General features: G+C 64.8%; 16 protein-coding genes and 1 riboswitch. Of the genes, 7 read left to right on the forward strand and 9 right to left on the reverse strand.

All coding sequences use genetic code 11. The features are described 5' to 3' along the window. Window positions 1–98 precede the first annotated feature (98 nt). Window positions 99–1,478 carry a formimidoylglutamate deiminase gene (locus ACK4FJ_RS09120; RefSeq protein WP_409765613.1) on the forward strand — a complete coding sequence of 460 codons (1,380 nt, stop codon included), beginning with the start codon at window positions 99–101 and terminating at the stop codon, window positions 1,476–1,478. On the opposite strand, the gene argE is transcribed toward ACK4FJ_RS09120, so the two are convergent. The 7 genes from argE to ACK4FJ_RS09155 all read right to left on the reverse strand — a co-directional run bounded on the left by argE (window position 1,455) and on the right by ACK4FJ_RS09155 (window position 9,231). Then, window positions 1,455–2,681: an acetylornithine deacetylase gene (gene argE / locus ACK4FJ_RS09125; RefSeq protein ID WP_409765615.1), complete on the reverse strand. Its 1,227-nt coding sequence runs from the start codon at window positions 2,679–2,681 to the stop codon at window positions 1,455–1,457. The genes ACK4FJ_RS09120 and argE overlap by 24 nt on opposite strands. Before the next feature lie 43 nt (window positions 2,682–2,724). Continuing rightward, window positions 2,725–3,378, reverse strand: a complete 654-nt coding sequence (gene folE, locus ACK4FJ_RS09130; protein WP_409766720.1) for a GTP cyclohydrolase I FolE — start codon at window positions 3,376–3,378, stop codon at window positions 2,725–2,727. A gap of 87 nt (window positions 3,379–3,465) precedes the next feature. After that, window positions 3,466–3,858: a Co2+/Mg2+ efflux protein ApaG gene (gene apaG, locus ACK4FJ_RS09135; RefSeq protein ID WP_409765617.1), complete on the reverse strand. Its 393-nt coding sequence runs from the start codon at window positions 3,856–3,858 to the stop codon at window positions 3,466–3,468. A gap of 198 nt (window positions 3,859–4,056) precedes the next feature. Then, on the reverse strand, window positions 4,057–5,112 hold the full coding sequence (locus ACK4FJ_RS09140) for an OmpA family protein (protein WP_409765619.1): 1,056 nt from the start codon (window positions 5,110–5,112) through the stop codon (window positions 4,057–4,059). Between the two features lie 149 nt (window positions 5,113–5,261). Next, window positions 5,262–6,476, reverse strand: a complete 1,215-nt coding sequence (gene metZ, locus ACK4FJ_RS09145) for an O-succinylhomoserine sulfhydrylase (protein ID WP_409765621.1) — start codon at window positions 6,474–6,476, stop codon at window positions 5,262–5,264. Window positions 6,477–6,555: 79 nt separating this feature from the next. Then, window positions 6,556–6,635, reverse strand: a riboswitch (SAM riboswitch). 46 nt (window positions 6,636–6,681) lie between these two features. Continuing rightward, window positions 6,682–8,067: a flavin monoamine oxidase family protein gene (locus ACK4FJ_RS09150; protein ID WP_409765623.1), complete on the reverse strand. Its 1,386-nt coding sequence runs from the start codon at window positions 8,065–8,067 to the stop codon at window positions 6,682–6,684. A 117-nt stretch (window positions 8,068–8,184) separates the two neighbouring features. Then, window positions 8,185–9,231 carry an alpha/beta hydrolase fold domain-containing protein gene (locus tag ACK4FJ_RS09155; RefSeq protein ID WP_409765625.1) on the reverse strand — a complete coding sequence of 349 codons (1,047 nt, stop codon included), beginning with the start codon at window positions 9,229–9,231 and terminating at the stop codon, window positions 8,185–8,187. 191 nt (window positions 9,232–9,422) lie between these two features. On the opposite strand from ACK4FJ_RS09155, the gene ACK4FJ_RS09160 reads away from it, so the two are divergent. After that, on the forward strand, window positions 9,423–9,890 hold the full coding sequence (locus ACK4FJ_RS09160; RefSeq protein ID WP_409765627.1) for a MarR family winged helix-turn-helix transcriptional regulator: 468 nt from the start codon (window positions 9,423–9,425) through the stop codon (window positions 9,888–9,890). An 18-nt stretch (window positions 9,891–9,908) separates the two neighbouring features. On the opposite strand, the gene ACK4FJ_RS09165 is transcribed toward ACK4FJ_RS09160, so the two are convergent. Both ACK4FJ_RS09165 and ACK4FJ_RS09170 read right to left on the reverse strand, forming a co-directional pair. Beyond that, window positions 9,909–10,778, reverse strand: a complete 870-nt coding sequence (locus ACK4FJ_RS09165; RefSeq protein WP_409765629.1) for a prephenate dehydratase — start codon at window positions 10,776–10,778, stop codon at window positions 9,909–9,911. 39 nt (window positions 10,779–10,817) lie between these two features. Then, complete coding sequence (locus tag ACK4FJ_RS09170) at window positions 10,818–11,594, reverse strand: 3-deoxy-manno-octulosonate cytidylyltransferase (RefSeq protein WP_409765631.1); 777 nt, start codon at window positions 11,592–11,594, stop codon at window positions 10,818–10,820. Between the two features lie 215 nt (window positions 11,595–11,809). On the opposite strand from ACK4FJ_RS09170, the gene ACK4FJ_RS09175 reads away from it, so the two are divergent. From ACK4FJ_RS09175 to ACK4FJ_RS09195, 5 genes are read left to right on the forward strand one after another with little or no spacing between them, the layout of a single operon-like run. Continuing rightward, window positions 11,810–12,355: a c-type cytochrome gene (locus ACK4FJ_RS09175; RefSeq protein WP_409765632.1), complete on the forward strand. Its 546-nt coding sequence runs from the start codon at window positions 11,810–11,812 to the stop codon at window positions 12,353–12,355. A gap of 39 nt (window positions 12,356–12,394) precedes the next feature. After that, window positions 12,395–13,192 (forward strand): histidinol-phosphatase, encoded by a 798-nt coding sequence (gene hisN / locus ACK4FJ_RS09180; RefSeq protein ID WP_409765634.1) that lies wholly within the window; start codon window positions 12,395–12,397, stop codon window positions 13,190–13,192. A gap of 23 nt (window positions 13,193–13,215) precedes the next feature. Beyond that, the gene (locus tag ACK4FJ_RS09185) at window positions 13,216–15,045 is read left to right on the forward strand and encodes an extracellular solute-binding protein (RefSeq protein WP_409765636.1); all 1,830 of its coding nucleotides are present in this window, start codon (window positions 13,216–13,218) and stop codon (window positions 15,043–15,045) included. A gap of 14 nt (window positions 15,046–15,059) precedes the next feature. Further along, window positions 15,060–15,668 carry a GNAT family N-acetyltransferase gene (locus ACK4FJ_RS09190; RefSeq protein ID WP_409765638.1) on the forward strand — a complete coding sequence of 203 codons (609 nt, stop codon included), beginning with the start codon at window positions 15,060–15,062 and terminating at the stop codon, window positions 15,666–15,668. Beyond that, entirely contained in the window at window positions 15,665–17,482 is a 1,818-nt protein-coding gene (locus ACK4FJ_RS09195) for an extracellular solute-binding protein (RefSeq protein ID WP_409765640.1), read from the forward strand. The genes ACK4FJ_RS09190 and ACK4FJ_RS09195 overlap by 4 nt, the downstream gene beginning before the upstream one ends. Window positions 17,483–17,493: the final 11 nt, after the last annotated feature.

Raw genomic sequence — 17,493 nt, forward strand, 5'->3', positions numbered from 1 at the left:
TGATGAATCGCAGATCGACCGTGATGAATTTGAATGGCCGGCCTTTCGGAACACGGCCGTTTCTGCCAACTTATATATACAAGTTGGGAGACCCCGTCATGCCTCGCTTCCTGCTGCGCCATGCCCTGCTGCCCGACGGCTGGCACGACGACGTGCTGGTGACCATCGACACGGCCGGCCTAATCGACGCCGTGATGCCGGCGCAGACGGCCGCCGATGCCGTGCTACTGGACGGCCCGGTGCTGCCCGGCCTTGCTAACCTGCACAGCCATGCCTTCCAGCGCGCCATGGCCGGACTGGCGGAGCGCAGCGGAGCAGGCGCGGACAGTTTCTGGACCTGGCGTGAAACGATGTATCGCTTTGCGGCGAAGCTGACGCCCGCCGATATCGAGGCCATCGCCAGCCAGCTCTATGCCGAGATGCTGGAAGCCGGTTTCACTGCCGTGGCCGAATTCCACTACGTGCATCACCAGGCCGACGGCACGCCCTATGACGATCCGGCCGAGCTGAGCTGGCGCATCCTGGCTGCCGCCGAGGCCAGCGGCATCGGCCTGACCCATCTGCCGGTGCTGTATCGGTATGGCGGTTTCGGCCAGCGCGAGCCGCAGCCGCGCCAGCGCCGTTTCCTGCACGACAGCGACGCCTATGCCGCGCTGTTGCAGAAACTGGCGCCGGCCTTCCGTGATCGACACGACCGTCGGCTGGGCATCGCGCCGCATTCCCTGCGCGCCCTCTCGCCCGAGATGCTGCGCGCGGCGCTGACCGCGCTGGACGGCATCGATGCCACGGCGCCGGTGCATATCCACATCGCCGAACAGATCGCCGAAGTGGACGAATGTCTGGCCTGGAGCGGACGGCGGCCAGTGGACTGGCTGCTGGACCAGGGCCATGTGAACGCGCGCTGGTGCCTGGTGCATGCCACGCATCTGACGCCGGGCGAAACGCTGCGGCTGGCGCAGAGCGGCGCGGTGGCGGGCCTGTGCCCCACCACGGAAGCCAATCTGGGCGACGGCCTGTTTCCCGCCGTGGATTACATGGCGGCCGGCGGGGCAATCGGCATCGGCTCGGACAGCCATATCAGCGTGGATGCGGCCGAAGACCTGCGCCTGCTGGAATACGGCCAGCGCCTGGTTCGGCGCAGCCGCAACCTGCTGGCCGGTGGGCCGGAGCGGTCGACCGGGCAGCGGCTGTTCGAAGCCGCCGCGACCGGCGGCGCGCAGGCCCTGGGCCAGCCGATGGGGAGGATTGCCGTAGGGCAGCGCGCCGATTTTGTGCTGCTGGACGGCGAGACGCCGACGCTGGCGGCGCGCCACGGCGATGCCGTGCTGGACAGCTGGATCTTCGCGGGCCAGCGCCGGCCGATGATCCGCGAGGTCTGGGTCGGCGGCCGGCGCGTGGTGGAACAGGGCCGGCATGTCCGCGCCGGCGAATTCGCCGCGCGCTATCGCCAGACCTTACGCCGCCTGATCGAGGAATGAGCGGCTGCCGCCATCGCGGCAGAAGGCGATCAGCCGGTGCAGGAAGGCCTCGCCCTCGGCCACTTGGCTGAGCTCGATATATTCGTCGGGCTTATGCGCCTCGCGGATATTGCCCGGGCCGCAGACCACGGCGGGGATCCCACCGACATGGAAAATGCCGGCCTCGGTGCCGTAGGACACCGCCTGGGTGCGATTCTGCCCGGCCAGTTTCAGGGCCAGCGTCTCGGCCGGATTGTCGCCGACAGGCAGGAAGGCCGGCACATGGGCCACCACCTGCGTGTCGACGCCCGCCTGCGCATGGATGCGTTTCATGCCGGGCTCAAGCTGTTCGGTGGCGTAGCGCTTCACGGCCTCGACGATGGCGTGATCGTGCTCGGGCTTCACCGCGCGGATATCCCACACAAGCTTGCATTCGCGGGCCAGAATGTTGCGCGCCGTGCCGCCATGGATCTCGCCCACCGTGATGGTGGTATAGGGCGGCTCGAAACGCGGATCGCAATATTCGGGCTTCTGGTATTCGCGCTGGATGCGGTTCATCTCGGCGATCAGTTCGCCAGCCACCTGGATGGCATTGACGCCCTGATGCGTGGCCGAGGAATGCGCCTCGAAACCATGCACGGTGGTGTTACAGGCACAAACGCTTTTATGCGCGTTCACCACCTGCATCTCGGTTGGCTCGCCGATGATGGCGAGCCTGGGCGCCGGCCCGCCCTGCTTGACGAAATCGACGATGCCATGCACGCCGAGGCAGCCGACTTCCTCGTCATAGGAAAAGGCGAAATGCAGCGGCACGCTGAGCGGCTGGTTGAGCATTTCGGGCAACAGCGCCAGGCAAAGCGCGATGAAGCTTTTCATGTCGGATGTGCCGCGGCCATACAGCCGGCTGCCGCGCTGCACCACCTTGAACGGATCGCTGGTCCAGGGCTGGCCATCCACCGGCACAACATCGGTGTGGCCAGACAGCACTATGCCGCCCACATCACGCGGGCCGATGGTGGCATAGAGATTGGCCTTCCTGCCGGTGGAGTCGTAGATCTTGTCGCTGGCGACGCCGTGCTGTGCGAGATACGCGGCGATATCGTCGATCAGCGCGAGATTGGACAGCCGGCTGGTGGTATCGAACGCGATCAGGCGTTCGATCCAGTCGAGGGCGGCCTGGCTGGGATTCTTCGTCGGGGGAGTTTTGGTCTGGATATCCGTCATCCAGCCGGTTTAGGGCCGGATGACGGCGCGGTCAATGGCGCGATCAGTCGTCCCCGCCGCTGCGGCGCTGGCCGGCGCCACCGATCATGGCGAGGAATTCAGACCGGGTGCGCGGGTCGTCGCGGAAAGCACCCAGCATGCGGCTGGTGACCATGGTGACGCCCGGCTTGCGGATGCCGCGGGTGGTCATGCACTGGTGCGCGGCCTCGATCACCACGGCGACGCCGCGCGGCTGCAGCACGGCCTGCAGCGTGTTGGCGACCTGGGCGGTAAGCTTTTCCTGGATCTGCAGGCGCTTGGCGTAGACCTCGATCACGCGGGCCAGCTTGGAGATGCCGACCACGCGCTTGCCCGGCAGATAGGCGACATGGGCCTTGCCGATGATCGGCACCATGTGGTGCTCGCAATGGCTTTCCAGCCGGATGTCGCGCAGCACGACCATCTCGTCGTAGCCGTCGGTTTCCTCAAACGTCCGCTCCAGCATGCCAACCGGATCCTCGTCATAGCCGGCGAAGAATTCCTCATAGGAGCGCACAACGCGGTCGGGCGTGCCGACCAGGCCTTCGCGGTCCGGGTCGTCGCCGGCCCAGCGGATCAGCGTGCGGACAGCCGCCTCCGCTTCTTCGCGGCTGGGGCGTTGGGTCTTGCTTTCGTCATTCGCCTTCACGAAGGACGGCAGGCTTCCGGTCTTGGCCACACTGCTCACGGCGATGCTCCTGTTTCTGTCGTCTGCCGTTTTCTACGCATGTCGGAGCGCCGTGGACCAATCCCCGGCGCAAAATTTTCAGTTCACCCGCCGCGCCTCATGGGGGCTGTCCAGCGAGAAGGCCGGGATCGCGACGTCGAACTGTTCGCCGGATTCACTGACCATCTGGTAAGTGCCGACCATGAAACCGGACGGCGTGGGCAGCGGCGTGCCGCTGGTATATTCGAAACTGTCGCCGGGCCCCAGCACCGGCTGTTCGCCCACTACGCCCGGCCCGCGCACCTCCTGCACCCGGCCGCGTGCATCGGTGATCTTCCAGTAGCGGCTGCGCAGTTGCACGGTGTTGCTGCCGCTATTCTCGATCTTCACGTTGTAGGCCCAGACGAAATAATTCTCGTCGGGCGAGGACTGCTCGTCGAGATAGATCGGCTGTACCGTGACCGAAATATTATGCGTGGTCGTGTGATACATGGCTGAACTCCGGGCCCGGCCGGCACGGGATTGCCGGAAAAGCCGTACCGGAAATATTAGGAGCGATGGCCGGAATGTCCAGCCAGCCGCCTCCATGAGGGCGGAAAACCGGGATTCTGCCAACCGAGACAGAAGCCCAGAAACGGCAACGGCCGCCCCTTTCGGGGCGGCCGCGCCATGTAGCTGTAACCGCCGGAATTACTTGCGCAGGAAGATCTGCGCGTTGCGGTTTTCGTCGTTGCGGACGCCATCGGCGGTCGGCACACGCGGCTTGTTCTCGCCGTTGGCCACCGTCTGGATCGAGCCCTGGGCAATGCCCTTCTGGCGCAGATAGGCCGCCACGGCATCGGCACGACGCTGCGACAGGCGCTGGTTGTAGGCATCGGCGCCCGAGCGGTCGGCGTTGCCTTCGATCCGCACGTTGGTCATGCCGGTCGCACGGTAATCGGCGATGGCGCGGTCAAGCACCTGGGTCGCCACCGGGCTGAGGTCCGACTTGTCGAAGGCGAAGAACACGATGTAGGTCTCCGGCAGACGCGGAGCCGGAGCCGGCGCAGCGGCCGGTGCGGGGGCCGGCGGCGGAGGCGGCGGCGGAGCGGCAACGGCCGGCTGCGGCTTGGGGGCCGGAGCGCCGAAGCGGTAGGTCAGGCCCAGCATCACGGTGTGAATCTGGTTGCCGCCATCGACGGTAACGCCAGCCGTGCTGGTCGAGAACTTGGTGTCGCCGAGATACTGGTAGCGATAATCGGCGCTCAGCAGCCAGTTGTTATCCAAAGCATACCACAGACCGGCAATACCCTGGGCCGCCCAGGTGTTATCGTTGTCATCGATCACGGTGGTGTTCACGGTGGCGTCGGTGGAGACCCGGGCATAACCCAGGCCCAAGCCCAGGTAGGGGCTCCAGTTGCTGGCCGGCATGAAGTCATACAGCACATTGGCGAACGCGCTGTACATCTTGGCGTCACCGCCGGACGTTGCACCGCCATTGGCGCCGTCAACATCCCAGCTGTTGTAGCCAAGTTCGAGTTCAGGGCGCCAGCCATTGCCGAACGCATAACCACCCTTCAGCACGCCGGCCCAGCCGGTATCGAATTCGAGCGTGGTGATCGCGCCGGCACCTTTGACATCGGCATCCTCGAACCAGGAGGCGCCGGCACCAATGCCGACATAGGGGCCGCTGGCCTGCGCAAATGCCGGAGCCGACGACAGAACCGCCAGAGCGGCGCCGGCCAGCAGAGCGACACGAATCTTCATGGGAATCTCCTCAAAATTGGATGGGCGCCGCGACCGCGACCCCTGAAGTCTCAACCCCACGGCGACTATAACAGCAGCTTTCGGGATTCGCCTAACCCGAGGCAACGAGTCGACCGGAAAATAGCCTCCTGTGGCAGATCGGCAACAGATCAGGCCGCTTTTTCAAGGGCCTGACGCAAATCATCCAGCAGATCCCGCCAGTCTTCCAGGCCCACCGACAGCCGCAGCAGGTCCTCGCCGATGCCCAGCCGGGCACGTTCTTCCGGGCTCAACCTCTGGTGTGTGGTTGTGGCCGGATGGGTGATCAGGCTTTTGGAGTCTCCCAGATTATTCGAGATATCCACCAATTCCAGGGCATTCAGCATACGGAATGCGCCTGCTTTCCCGCCTTTGGGGCGCAGGGCCAGCATGTTGCCGCCGGCACTCATCTGGTGCATCGCCAATGCGTGCTGGGGGTGGTCGGCCCGGCCGGGATACAGCAGGGCCGGCACATTCGTCGGCGCCGCCAGGCCTGGGTGGCCCGCCAGGGCATCTGCCAACCGAGAGGCGTTCTCTACCTGGCGAGACACTCGTAATTCAAGAGTCTCCAACCCTTTGAGCATGACCCAGGCATTGAACGGGCTGAGCGCTGGGCCGGTATGGCGCAGATAGGGGGTCAATTCGTTGGTGACGAAATCCTGACTACCCAATACCACGCCGCCCAGGCAGCGGCCCTGGCCGTCGATATGTTTGGTGGCCGAGTAGACTACGATATCGGCGCCGAGCTGCAGCGGCTTCTGCAGCATCGGGGTGGCGAAGACATTGTCGACCACCACGCGGGCGCCGACCTTGTGCGCCAGTTCGGCCACGGCCGGCAGGTCGATCACTTCCAGCGTGGGATTGGACGGCGTTTCCAGAAAAACGGCGCGGGTGCGTGCATTGATCGCCTGTTCCCAAGCCGACAGGTCGGTCCCGTCGATCAGATGCGTCCTGATACCAAAGCGCGGCAGCAATTCCTCGACGATGTAACGGCAGGATCCGAACACCGCGCGGGCTGAAACCACTTCATCGCCGGCCTTGAGCTGACACATCAGCGCCGCGTTGACCGCCGCCATGCCGCTGGCCGTGGCACGCGCCGCCTCGGCGCCTTCCAGTAGGGCCATGCGGCGCTCGAACATTTCCACCGTGGGGTTGCCGAAACGGCTGTAGACGAAGCCGGGCTGCTCGTTCTTGAAGCGGGCCTCGGCGGCTTCGGCGCTGTCGTAGCAGAAGCCCGAGGTCATGAAGATCGCTTCCGAGGTTTCGCCGAACCCGCTGCGCATCGTGCCGCCGCGCACAAGCTGCGTGGCCGGACGCCAGGTGGAAGTCTTTTTGCTGTCGCTCATCGCGTGTCGTCCTCTGGTCCGATATCAACGAAACCGGGGCCAAAAAACAAAAAACCCCGGCGCCGCAGGCCCGGGGTTCTGGATAAACCGCCCGACCTTTTAGCGGTTTGTTTTACGTGGTCCGCAAGCCGGTCGGCTCAAATCACCACGAATGGTCAAGCGTGATACGGCGCGGCGGCGATGCCGTCAAGCCTGATTCGGCGGGTCATCCCAGGGCGCGCAAGGCCTCGATGGCCGCCATCCGCCCCGACAGCCAGGCCCCGGCTGCCGACCCGGCCCAGTCGGGGGACGCAAACGCCTCGCCGGCAAACAGCACGCGGCTGCGGCCCGCCGCCGTGGTCAGCGGCCGGCCGGCATTGCGGCGGGCAATGGCGAAACCGGGCCGTGCGGCGGCGATGGCACCGCGGCTAAAGGGGTCCTGTCCCCAGCCGGAGGCGACGCCGCGCACGAAGCGCCCGTCCACGGCATCGCCGAAGATGCGCCTGAGCTGGGCGCGGGCGGCCGCCACCATGGCCGCTTCGCCCTGCCCTTCCAGTTCGCGGGCATAGTCGCCACCGACAGTGGCAATCGCCACGGGCGTATCATGGGCATTCAAACGGAAACCAAACATGCGGCCGCCGCCATTGACCAGTACCTGCGTATTGGCAGGCGCGCTGAAGCTGCCGGCTTCGTAAAGCAGCGCGATGCGGTTGATCAGCCCCATGCTCATACGGCCGAGCGCCTCGCGCTGGGCGGCAGGCAGGGCCGGCTGGAACAGGATGCCGTCGCGTGCCGCCAGCACGCCGAGCGGTACGGTGACAATGCAGGCCTCGGCGCGCACCTGGCCCTCGGCGGTGGCCAGCGTGACGCCGCTGTTGGCCCAGTCGATGCGTACCACCGGCTTGCCCAGCCAGACCGGCAGGCCGGCGGCATAATCGAGGGCCCAGGCGCCCAGGCCGCCAGGCAACCAGGCATCGTTGCCCGTGCCCGACAAACGCGGTGCATCCAAAGCAGAAACCTGCGCGTATTCGACACCGACATGCAGCGGTCCGGCCATGGCGCGGGCCAGGCCGATCCAGTGCTGCGCGCCATTCACATCCAGTTTCGCCCGGCTGGCCAGCGCAACATCGGCGCGCAGGGTCTTGGCATCCAACAGGGCATCGTCGAGGCGGTCGTAGAGCAGGCCCAGCAGATCGTAATCCTCGGTGGTGGCATCGCGCAGGGTGCCGTCGCGGTCCCGGTCGAACAGCCAGAAATCGCCATCGTCGGTCTGTAGGGCGGTTTCGCGCCGGCGCATCTCGCCGGCCAGCGGATTGATGTCGGCCGATTTCAGGAAGGCCGCGCCAAGATCGGCGGGATGGCCCAGCCGCGTCGTATCGGTGAATGCACGGCCGCCGATGCGATCACGCGCCTCGATCACGGCGACATTGCGGCCGCGTTCCTGCAGCAGCCGCGCGGCCGACAGGCCGGCGATGCCGGCGCCGACGATGGCCACATCGACTTCGCCAGGCAAAGCACCCTGGGCGGATACGGTTGTCGGCCTGCCTAGCAGCGGCAGCGCCGCCATGGCCGCTGCGCCCTGGATCGTTTCACGACGGGTGACGCGTTTCATCGCGCCATTATGCCGTGAGACGACTGGAAAGACCAAAATTTAAAGCCGGGCCGCGAGGCGGCCCGGCTTGGTCGTATCCTTCGGATGTCAGCGCCGAAGGAATGTCGGATACGACTGTTATTTCACCAGCAGTGCACGGCGCAATGCCGCGTTCGCCTGCGCGATGGCCGCAACCGTCGCCGGACTTTCAGCCAGGCCGTTCAGCATGACGAAGTCATGGATCGCACCATTGTAGCGCGTCGAGGTGACGCTCACGCCGGCTGCGATCAGCTTGCGGGCATAGGCTTCGCCTTCATCCCGCAGCAGGTCGTTCTCGGCGACAATCACCGTGGCTTCAGGCAAGCCGCGCAACTGTTCGACCGACGCCTTCAGCGGAAAGGCCAGTACGTCGTTGCGCACCTGGGCCGGCAGGTAGGCATCGAGGAAGAAATGCATCGCATTCGTCGTCAGCCACGGACCGTTGCCGAAAGCGGTGTAGGAAACGTTCTGCGAGATATCGTCGGTCACCGGATAGAACAGCACCTGGTGGCTGATCTTCGGGCCACCGCGTTCCTTGGCCAGCAGCGTCACCGCCGCCGCCATGTTGCCGCCCGCCGAGTCACCGGCCACCGCGAGGCGGCTGCCATCGACATTGAGCGCTTTCGCATTCTCGACGACATACTTCGTCGCCGCATAGGCCTCTTCGTTCGGCACCGGATACTTCACGTCCGGCGTGTTGCGGTAGTCGACGAAGACCACGGCGACACGGGCGCCCACGGCGATCTCGCGGATCAGGCGGTCATGGGTGTCCTTGCCGCCGAGCATCCAGCCGCCGCCGTGGAAATACATCACCACTGGCAAGGCTTCGGCCACGCCTTCGGGCCGCACGATGCGCACATTCACGCTGCCCAGCGGGCCGGTGGGCAGGCTCAGGTCGCGGATATTGGCTGCCAGCTTGGCGACCGGACCGGCCTGGGCGCCGGACAGCACCTGGCGGGCGGCCTCGGGCGACAGGGTATAGATCGGCGGGCCGCCGGCAGCGCTTACGGCGTTGATGAAATTCTGGGTGACGGTATCCAGATTGGCTGCCTGGGCCTGGGCCGGCGACGAAACGGCAGCAGCCAGCAGGCCGGCAGCCAGCGCGGTGGAAGCGAGGATACGACGGGTATTCTGCAACAGCGACATGGTCTTAGCTCCTTGTTGGGGTGGCTGGTCCACCGTCGGGTGGGTCCAGATCCGTGCTCCGGATGGCCAATACATATCGCGATAAATAATCGTTTGATAATTGCTAATCCGACATGACAGGCATGCATATATCGCATACGATAAATTATCGCACGATATATAATCGCGAGTGTATTCCGGAGATCGCACCAATGCCCGACGCCCCCACCCCTATCCGCAGCGACATACTGGCCCTGGATAACCAGCTCTGCTTCGCGGTCTATTCCACCGGGCTGGCCTTCAACCGCCTGTACAAACCGCTGCTGGATGCGATGGGGCTGACCTATCCGCAATACCTGGTGATGCTGGCGCTGTGGGAAAGCGACGGCCTGATGGTGGGTGAGCTGGGCGAGCGGCTGTTCCTGGAATCCAGCACGCTGACGCCCCTGCTCAAGCGGCTGGAAACGGCCGGCTACATCACGCGCCGACGCAATCCCGAGGATGAACGCCAGGTACACATCAATCTGACCGAAAAGGGCCGTATATTGCAGCAGCAGGCCATGGCCTGCCCGGCCACAGTGCTGAAAGCCTCGGGCCAGAGCATGGAGCAGCTGATGCAGATGAAGAATGCGGCCGTGAAGCTGCGCGACGCCTTCAACGCTTTCAACGCGGCGCGCTGAAGACTGCTCCCGCCTTGCTCAGCGGCCGGTGCGGAAGGGATGCGCGGTGAAGACGCCGATCACCTTCAGCGAGCGGCTGAAATATTCCAGTTCCTGCAAGGCCAGGTCGACGTTGCGCTGGGCCGGATGGCCTTCGATCTCGGCATAGAATTCCGCCACCTGGAAGCCGTCCGACAGATAGCTTTCCAGCTTTACCACGTTGACGCCGTTGGTGGCGAACCCGCCGAGCGCCTTGTACAGCGCCGCCGGCACGCTGCGCACGCGGAACATGATCGCGGTGAGGCTGTTGCCAAGTTGCGGATCGGGGTCGCGGCGCTGGCGCTCCAGCTTGATGAAACGCGTGGTGTTGGTGTGGTTGTCCTCGATATCGGCGCGCAGCACCTGCAGGCCGTAAAGCTCGCCGGCGATGGAGGAGGCAATCGCCGCCTCTTCCGGATTGTTGCGCTCGGCCACTTCCTTAGCCGAACCGGCCGTGTCGCTGGACACAATCGGTTCGATGCCGAGATCCTTGATCACGCGCCGGCATTGCGACAGCGCTTGCACATGGCTGTAGACGCGCCTGATGCTTTTCAGGCTGGCCGATTTCGGCGCCAGCAGTTGATGCCGCACGCGCAGGAAATGTTCGGCCGTGATGTAGAGACCGCCTTCGGGCAGCAGCTGATGGATGTCGGCGACGCGGCCGGCGGTGGAATTCTCGATCGGGATAAGGCCGCAGGCCGCTTTGCCTTCGCGCACCGCAATGAAGGCATCCTCGAACGTGGCGCAGGGCAATGGCACCAGATCAGGCAGAGCCTCGCGGCAGGCCAGATGCGAATAGGCGCCCGGTGCGCCCTGGAAAGCGACGACGCGCGCAGGATCGGTGGCGGCGGTGGCAATCTGGGCGGGCATGGAAATCCCTTCGACTGGGCGGCGTGTGGCGAGCGGAGATTATCGTTGCGCGGCCATCACCTGGCGGATGCGCTCAAGGTCGGCCGGAGTATCGACACCGAGCGGCAGGGTGTCAACGACGGCCGCCGCGATCCGCATGCCGTTCTCCAGCGCGCGCAGTTGCTCCAGCTTCTCGCGCTGTTCCAGTGGCGAAGGCGGCAACGCGACGAAGCGCTGCAGAGCCGCACGGCGATAGGCATAGATGCCGATATGGTGCCATAGCGGCCCCTCGCCGCCCGGCACCGGGCGGCGGCTGAAATACAGCGCCGGTCCGATGCTCTCGCCCGGCCGCAGGCTGAGCACGGCCTTCACCACGTTGGGGTCGTCGATTTCGTGCCGGTCCACGATGGGCGTCGCCAGGGTGGCAATGTCGATGCGCGGATCGGCCAGCGGCTTCAGCGCCGCGGCGACGATGGCGGGATCGATGGCGGGCAGATCGCCCTGCAGGTTGATCACGGCATCATGCCGGCCCTCGGGATCGAGCTTGACCAGCGCCTCGTGGATACGGTCGGAACCCGAGGGGTGGTTCGGATCGGTCATCACTGCCTCCCCGCCGGCAGCCCGCACGGCGCCGGCGATGGCTTCGTCGCCGCAGGCCACGGCCACGCGGGCGAAACCGGCTTCGCGCGCGCGACGCAGGCAATGCACGATCATCGGCTGGCCATGGATGTCGGCCAGGGGCTTGTCGGGCAGGCGCGTGGAGGCCAGCCGCGAGGGAATCAGCACGATCGGGTTGCTGGGCAGGCTGGACGAGCTAAGTGTCTGGTCGGCAGTCATTTGCGGTCCTGATCGCGAGGCGGCTAAGGTGCGGCAATCCGCCGCAGCCCGGGCAGGCGGATGCCCTGTCCGGCGGGATATATACGGGTTGCGAACGGACCGGGGAAGCCGCTAATGTCACGGCGATTTTTTGGGCCGTTTCGGCCTGTTTTAGACCGGTTTCGCTGCCCCGTCCCCAACTACCGGCGCAGCGTCGATGGCAGGAGTGTCGCGAGATGGATAGTTTCGAACTGAACAAGATGATCGGCGCCGTGCTGTTCTGCCTGCTGATCATCATGGGCGTGAATCAGTTCGGCAACATCCTGGTCTCGCCGAAGAAGCTGGCCGAGCCGGCCTACAAGATCGAAGTGGCCGAGGAAGCCCCGAAGGGCGGCGCCGGCGCTGCGGCCAAGCAGGAAGAGGCCGATCCGCCGATCGCCACCCTGCTCGCCTCAGCCAATGTCGATGCCGGCAAGAAGGCTTTCAGCAAGTGCGCGGCCTGCCACACCCCCGACAAGGGCGGCGCGGCCAAGGTCGGCCCGAACCTCTACGACATCGTCGGCGCCCCGAAGGGCCACATGTCCGGCTTCTCCTATTCCGACGGCCTGATGAAGACCGGCGGCGAATGGAGCTATGAAAGCCTCTATGCCTTCCTGAAGAACCCGAAGGCCTATGCCCCGGGCACCAAGATGGCCTATGCCGGCTCGAAGAGCGCCAAGGAGCGCGCCGACCTGATCGCCTATCTGCGGTCGCTGTCGGACAGCCCCAAGCCGCTGCCGTAATCGCCTAAAGCTTTCAGACCAGGGCCGGGAATCGTCGACATGCGCGACATCCCGGCCTTTTCTGTTTCCGCCGACACGCTGATCGGTTTCGCCAACCATCTGGCCGATCTGGCCGGCGCGGCGATCCGCCCGCATTTCCGCCAGCGCCTCGATATCGAGGCCAAGGGCGACGCCTCGCCCGTCACCATCGCCGACCGCGCCGCCGAAACCGCCATGCGCCAGGCCATCGAGGCGAAATACCCCGATCACGGCATCTATGGCGAGGAATACGGCCATGTCCGGCCGGAAGCGCCGTGGCAATGGATCCTCGATCCCATCGACGGCACCAAAAGCTTCGTCACCGGCCTGCCGATCTTCGGCACCCTGATCGCGCTGACTTTCGAAGGCCAGCCGGTGCTGGGCGTGATCGACCAGCCGAATATGCGCGACCGCTGGGTTGGCGCGCTGGGCCGCGCCACCATATTCAATGGCATGGCAACCCGTGCGAATCCCCGCAGCGACCTGGCCAAGGCAGCCGTGGCCACCACTTCCGTGGGCCTGTTCAATGCCGCCGAAGCCGCGGCCTTCGAGAGTCTGCGCAAGGCCTGCTGGCTCAATAGGCTGTCCGGCGACTGCATCGTTTTTGGCCTGGTCGCCTCGGGTTTCGTGGATGTGGTCGTCGAGAGCCGGGTGCAGCCCTATGATTACGCGGCGCTGGTTCCCGTGGTGGAAGGCGCCGGCGGCGTAATCACCGACTGGGAAGGCCGGCCGCTCGATACACGCAATCCCGCCCGCGTGCTGGCGGCCGCCAATCCGGCCCTGCACGCGGCGGCGCAGGCCTATCTGTCCGGAGCATGATCTTTTCCCTGGGAGCGACCCGAATGCGAACCATCCTGTTGTCCGCCCTGCTCGCCCTCACGCTGACCAACCCGACATTTGCCCAGACTGGTGACGCCCAGGCCGGCAAAACCAGCCATGCGCTTTCGCTGATCGGCACGCCGAAATACGGCCCGGATTTCAAGCAGCTCGATTATGTCAATCCCAACGCGCCGAAAGGCGGTGAGGTGAAGCTCTATGCCGTGGGCGGCTTCGACAGCCTCAACCCGTTCATCCCCAAAGGCGACGAGGCGCCAGGCCTGGGGCTTGTCTATGAAACCCTGATGGTTTCGCCGATGGACGACGACACCAGCGAATACGGCCTGATCGCCGAAACCGTAGAAGTGCCCGAGGATCTGAGCTGGGTCACGTTCAATCTGCGGGCAGAGGCGAAATGGGCCGATGGCAAAGCTATCACGGCCGAGGATGTGGCCTGGAGCTTCGAGCAGATTCAAAAACACGGCGATCCGCAGCTGCAGCTCTATTACGCCAATGTGCAGAAGGCCGAGGTGCTGGGGCCGCGCAAGGTGAAGTTCCATTTCTCCGGCCCGAAGAACCGCGAACTGCCGCAGATCATGGGCCAGTTGCCGGTGGTGCAGAAGGCACAGTGGGAGAAACGTGGCTTCGACAAGACCACGCTGGAACCCTGGACCGGTTCGGGGCCATACAGGATCGCCGGGCTGGAAGCCAACCGCTTCATCGTCTACGAGCGCCGCAACGACTGGTGGGCGAAAGACCTGCCGATCAACAAGGGGCGCTACAACTTCGATCGCATCCGCTACGACCTCTATCGCGACACCACCGTGACGCTGGAAGCCTTCAAGTCGGGACAATACGATTTCCGGCGCGAGAATATCGCCCGTGTCTGGGCTACCGGCTACGACTTCCCGGCCGTGCAGCAGGGCCTGGTGAAGAAAGTGGAACTGCCGCATGAGCGGCCATCGGGCCTGAGCGGTTTTGTGTTCAACATCCGTCGCGCCAAGTTCCAGGATGTGCGCGTGCGCCGCGCCCTGACGCTGGCCTTCGATTACGAATGGACCAACAAAACCTTCTTTTATGGCGGCTACGCCCGCTCCAGCAGCTATTTCGAGAATTCTGATTTCGCCGCCCGCGGCGAACCATCGGCTGCCGAGCTCAAACTGCTGGAACCGTTCCGCGACAAGCTGCCCAAGGAAGTCTTCGGGCCGGCCTATCAGGCGCCGACCTCCGACGGTTCGGGACAGGACCGCAGGAACCTGCGCGAAGCCGCCCGCCTGCTGAAAGAAGCCGGCTGGGAGGTTAAAGACGGCAGGCTGCGCAACGCCAGGGGAGAGACGCTGGATATCGAATTCCTGCTGTCCGACCCCACGTATGAACGCATCGTGGCGCCCTGGGCCCAGAACCTGCAGCGGCTGGGCGTGGCCCTGACCATGCGTACGGTGGATTCGGCGCAGTATGTCGCCCGTTTGCGCAGCTTCGATTACGACATGGTGTTCTCGGGCTGGGGCCAGTCCAATTCGCCGGGCAACGAACAGCGCAGCTTCTTCTCCTCGGCCGCCGCCGACAATACCTCCAGCAGCAACTGGATCGGCCTGAAAAGTCCTGTGGTGGACAAGCTGATCGATGCGGTGATCTACGCCCCTGACCGCGATAGCCTGATCACGGCCACGCGCGCGCTGGACCGCGTGCTGACCTGGGGCCAGTATCTGGTTCCGGGCTGGAGCCTGCGCGCCGATCGCATCGTCTACTGGGACAAGTTCGGCCTGCCGCCCAAGACGCCGAAGAATGGCACCGACTTCATGGCCTGGTGGGTCGATCCGGCCAAGGCCGCGAAACTGGCCGGCGCGAAGCAGTAGGAAAAAGAGAGAGCATGAGCTGGCTGAAACCCGTCACGCTGCAGGACAGCGCCGTCGCCCTGGCGCCATTAAGCCATGCGCATCGCGATGCGCTGGCGGAAGCCACGCGGGACGGCGAATTGTGGAAGTTGTGGTACACCGCCATACCGACGCCGGACGGCATGGCCGCAGAGATCGACCGTCGCCTCGGCCTGGCCGAAAAGGGCACCATGCTGCCCTTCACCGTGATCGACAAGACTGATAACGGCAGGCCGGTGGGCATGACCACCTACATGAATGTCGATGCCGCCAACAAACGCGTCGAGATCGGGTCGACCTGGTATCGCAAAAGCGTGCAGCGCTCGGCTCTGAACACCCGCGCCAAACTGATGCTGCTGGCCCATGCCTTCGAGGACCTGAGCTGCATTGCCGTCGAATTCCGCACGCATTTCTTCAATCACCAGAGCCGCAAGGCGATTGAGCGGCTGGGCGCCAAGCAGGACGGCATCCTGCGCAACCACCAGGTGGCACCGAACGGCACGCTGCGCGACACCGTGGTCTACAGCATCCTGCCGGCCGAATGGCCGACGGTGAAGGCGCATTTGCGCCATCGCCTGAGCCTGTCCGGAGACCAGCCCGCGTGAGGCGGCGCGCGCTTGCCGCCCTGCTGCTCCTGCTGGCGGCCGGCGCCGCCCAGGCCGAACCACGCCACGGCCTGTCGGCTTTCGGCGATCTGAAATATCCGCCAGATTTCCGGCATTTCGATTATGTGAATCCCAATGCGCCGAAGGGCGGCGAGCTGCGCGGCTGGCAGCTTGACGGTTTCGACAATCTCAATCCCCTGATCCTCAAGGGCGTGATGGCGCGCAATCTGGGCCTGAGTTTCCAGAGCCTGATGGTGCGGGCGATGGACGAGCCCGATGCGGTCTACGCCGATCTGGCCAGAAGCGCCGATCTGGCGCCGGATCGCTCTTCCGTCACCTTCCAGATCAACGAGCGGGCACGCTGGCATGACGGCAGCCCGGTGACGGCCGACGATGTGGTCTTCACCGTGGAGGCCACAAAGAAGGACGGCCATCCGCTCTATCAACTGATCCTGCGCGACGTGGACAGCGTGACCGCCGACGGACCACGCCGTGTGACCTTCCGCTTTGCCGAGACGGAAAGCCGGCGCGACCTGCCGCTGATCGTCGCCACTCTGCCTATCCTGCCGAAAGCCTGGTTCAAGGGCCGCGACTTCGCCTCCCCGACCATCGAGCCGATCACCGGCTCCGGACCCTATCGCATCGCCCGCGTGGATGCCGGCCGCAGCATCGTGTTCCAGCGCGTAACCGACTGGTGGGCTAAGGACCTGCCGGTGCATCGCGGCCGCTACAACTTCGCGCAGATCCGCGAGGATTATTACCGCGACCGCGACATCGCAGCCGAAGCCTTCTTCGCCGGTGAATACGACTATCGCGAAGAGGTGATCGCCCGCGTCTGGGCCACCGGATACAAGGGCAAACCGGCCTTCGACCAGGGCCGCATCAAACGCGAGGTGCTGAAGGACGAAACGCCATCGGGCGTGCAGGCCTGGTTTCTCAACAGCCGCAAACCGCATCTGAGCGATCCACGCGTCCGGCAGGCTCTCAATCTGGCTTACGATTATGAATGGGCCAACAAAACGCTGTTCTATGGCCTGTACAAGCGCACCCGCTCGATGTTCGAGAATTCCGACCTCGCCGCCACCGGCCTGCCTTCGGATGCCGAACTGAAGCTGCTGGAGCCGTTCCGCACCCAGGTGCCGCCGCAGGTTTTTGCCCAAGAATTCCAGCCGCCGCGCACGGACGGTTCGGGCAACAACCGCGCCAATCTGAAACAGGCGCAGGCCCTGCTGCTGCAGGCCGGCTGGCGCATCGAGAACGGCAAGCTGGTCGACGCCCAGGGCAAACCCTTCGAGCTGGAATTCATGCTCTATGAGCCCAGCTTCCAGCGCATCATCAATCCCTTCGCCCGCAACCTGGAACGCATCGGCATCACCGTCTCGATCCGCGTGGTGGATATCTCGGCCTTCGAGAACCGCATGCGCAGCTTCGATTTCGACATCATGTCGCGCCGTTTCGTCCAGCCGCTGACGCCGGGCGTGGAACAGCGCAACTACTGGACGTCGCGCGCCGCCGAAACGGTGGGCAGCTTCAATTTCTCCGGCGTGCGCGATCCGGCGGTGGACGACCTGGTGGAGCATATCGTCTCGGCAAGCAGTCGCGACGAGTTGCGCGCCGCCACCCGCGCTTTGGACCGGGTTCTGATGTGGGGCTGGTATGTGATCCCGCATTGGTACAGTGGCACGGTGAAACTGGGCTACTGGGACCGCTTTGTCCGCCCGGCCGTGAAACCCACCTATGATGTGGGCCTGGTCGATACCTGGTGGATCGATCCGGAAAAAGACAAGGCATTGAATTTGCCGCGTCAGAGGTGAGAGAGTAGCGC

The organism is Ferrovibrio sp. (genome assembly GCF_046297595.1).
GTDB lineage: Bacteria > Pseudomonadota > Alphaproteobacteria > Ferrovibrionales > Ferrovibrionaceae > Ferrovibrio.

Excerpts from the sequence above, each read along its gene's own strand:
- ACK4FJ_RS09120 (WP_409765613.1), top strand. The coding sequence starts at position 99 with ATGCCTCGCTTCCTGCTGCGCCATGCCCTGCTGCCCGACGGCTGGCAC.
- argE (WP_409765615.1), bottom strand. The coding sequence starts at position 2,681 with ATGACGGATATCCAGACCAAAACTCCCCCGACGAAGAATCCCAGCCAG.
- apaG (WP_409765617.1), bottom strand. The coding sequence starts at position 3,858 with ATGTATCACACGACCACGCATAATATTTCGGTCACGGTACAGCCGATC.
- ACK4FJ_RS09140 (WP_409765619.1), bottom strand. The coding sequence starts at position 5,112 with ATGAAGATTCGTGTCGCTCTGCTGGCCGGCGCCGCTCTGGCGGTTCTG.
- metZ (WP_409765621.1), bottom strand. The coding sequence starts at position 6,476 with ATGAGCGACAGCAAAAAGACTTCCACCTGGCGTCCGGCCACGCAGCTT.
- ACK4FJ_RS09150 (WP_409765623.1), bottom strand. The coding sequence starts at position 8,067 with ATGAAACGCGTCACCCGTCGTGAAACGATCCAGGGCGCAGCGGCCATG.
- ACK4FJ_RS09155 (WP_409765625.1), bottom strand. The coding sequence starts at position 9,231 with ATGTCGCTGTTGCAGAATACCCGTCGTATCCTCGCTTCCACCGCGCTG.
- ACK4FJ_RS09160 (WP_409765627.1), top strand. The coding sequence starts at position 9,423 with ATGCCCGACGCCCCCACCCCTATCCGCAGCGACATACTGGCCCTGGAT.
- ACK4FJ_RS09165 (WP_409765629.1), bottom strand. The coding sequence starts at position 10,778 with ATGCCCGCCCAGATTGCCACCGCCGCCACCGATCCTGCGCGCGTCGTC.
- ACK4FJ_RS09170 (WP_409765631.1), bottom strand. The coding sequence starts at position 11,594 with ATGACTGCCGACCAGACACTTAGCTCGTCCAGCCTGCCCAGCAACCCG.
- ACK4FJ_RS09175 (WP_409765632.1), top strand. The coding sequence starts at position 11,810 with ATGGATAGTTTCGAACTGAACAAGATGATCGGCGCCGTGCTGTTCTGC.
- hisN (WP_409765634.1), top strand. The coding sequence starts at position 12,395 with ATGCGCGACATCCCGGCCTTTTCTGTTTCCGCCGACACGCTGATCGGT.
- ACK4FJ_RS09185 (WP_409765636.1), top strand. The coding sequence starts at position 13,216 with ATGCGAACCATCCTGTTGTCCGCCCTGCTCGCCCTCACGCTGACCAAC.
- ACK4FJ_RS09190 (WP_409765638.1), top strand. The coding sequence starts at position 15,060 with ATGAGCTGGCTGAAACCCGTCACGCTGCAGGACAGCGCCGTCGCCCTG.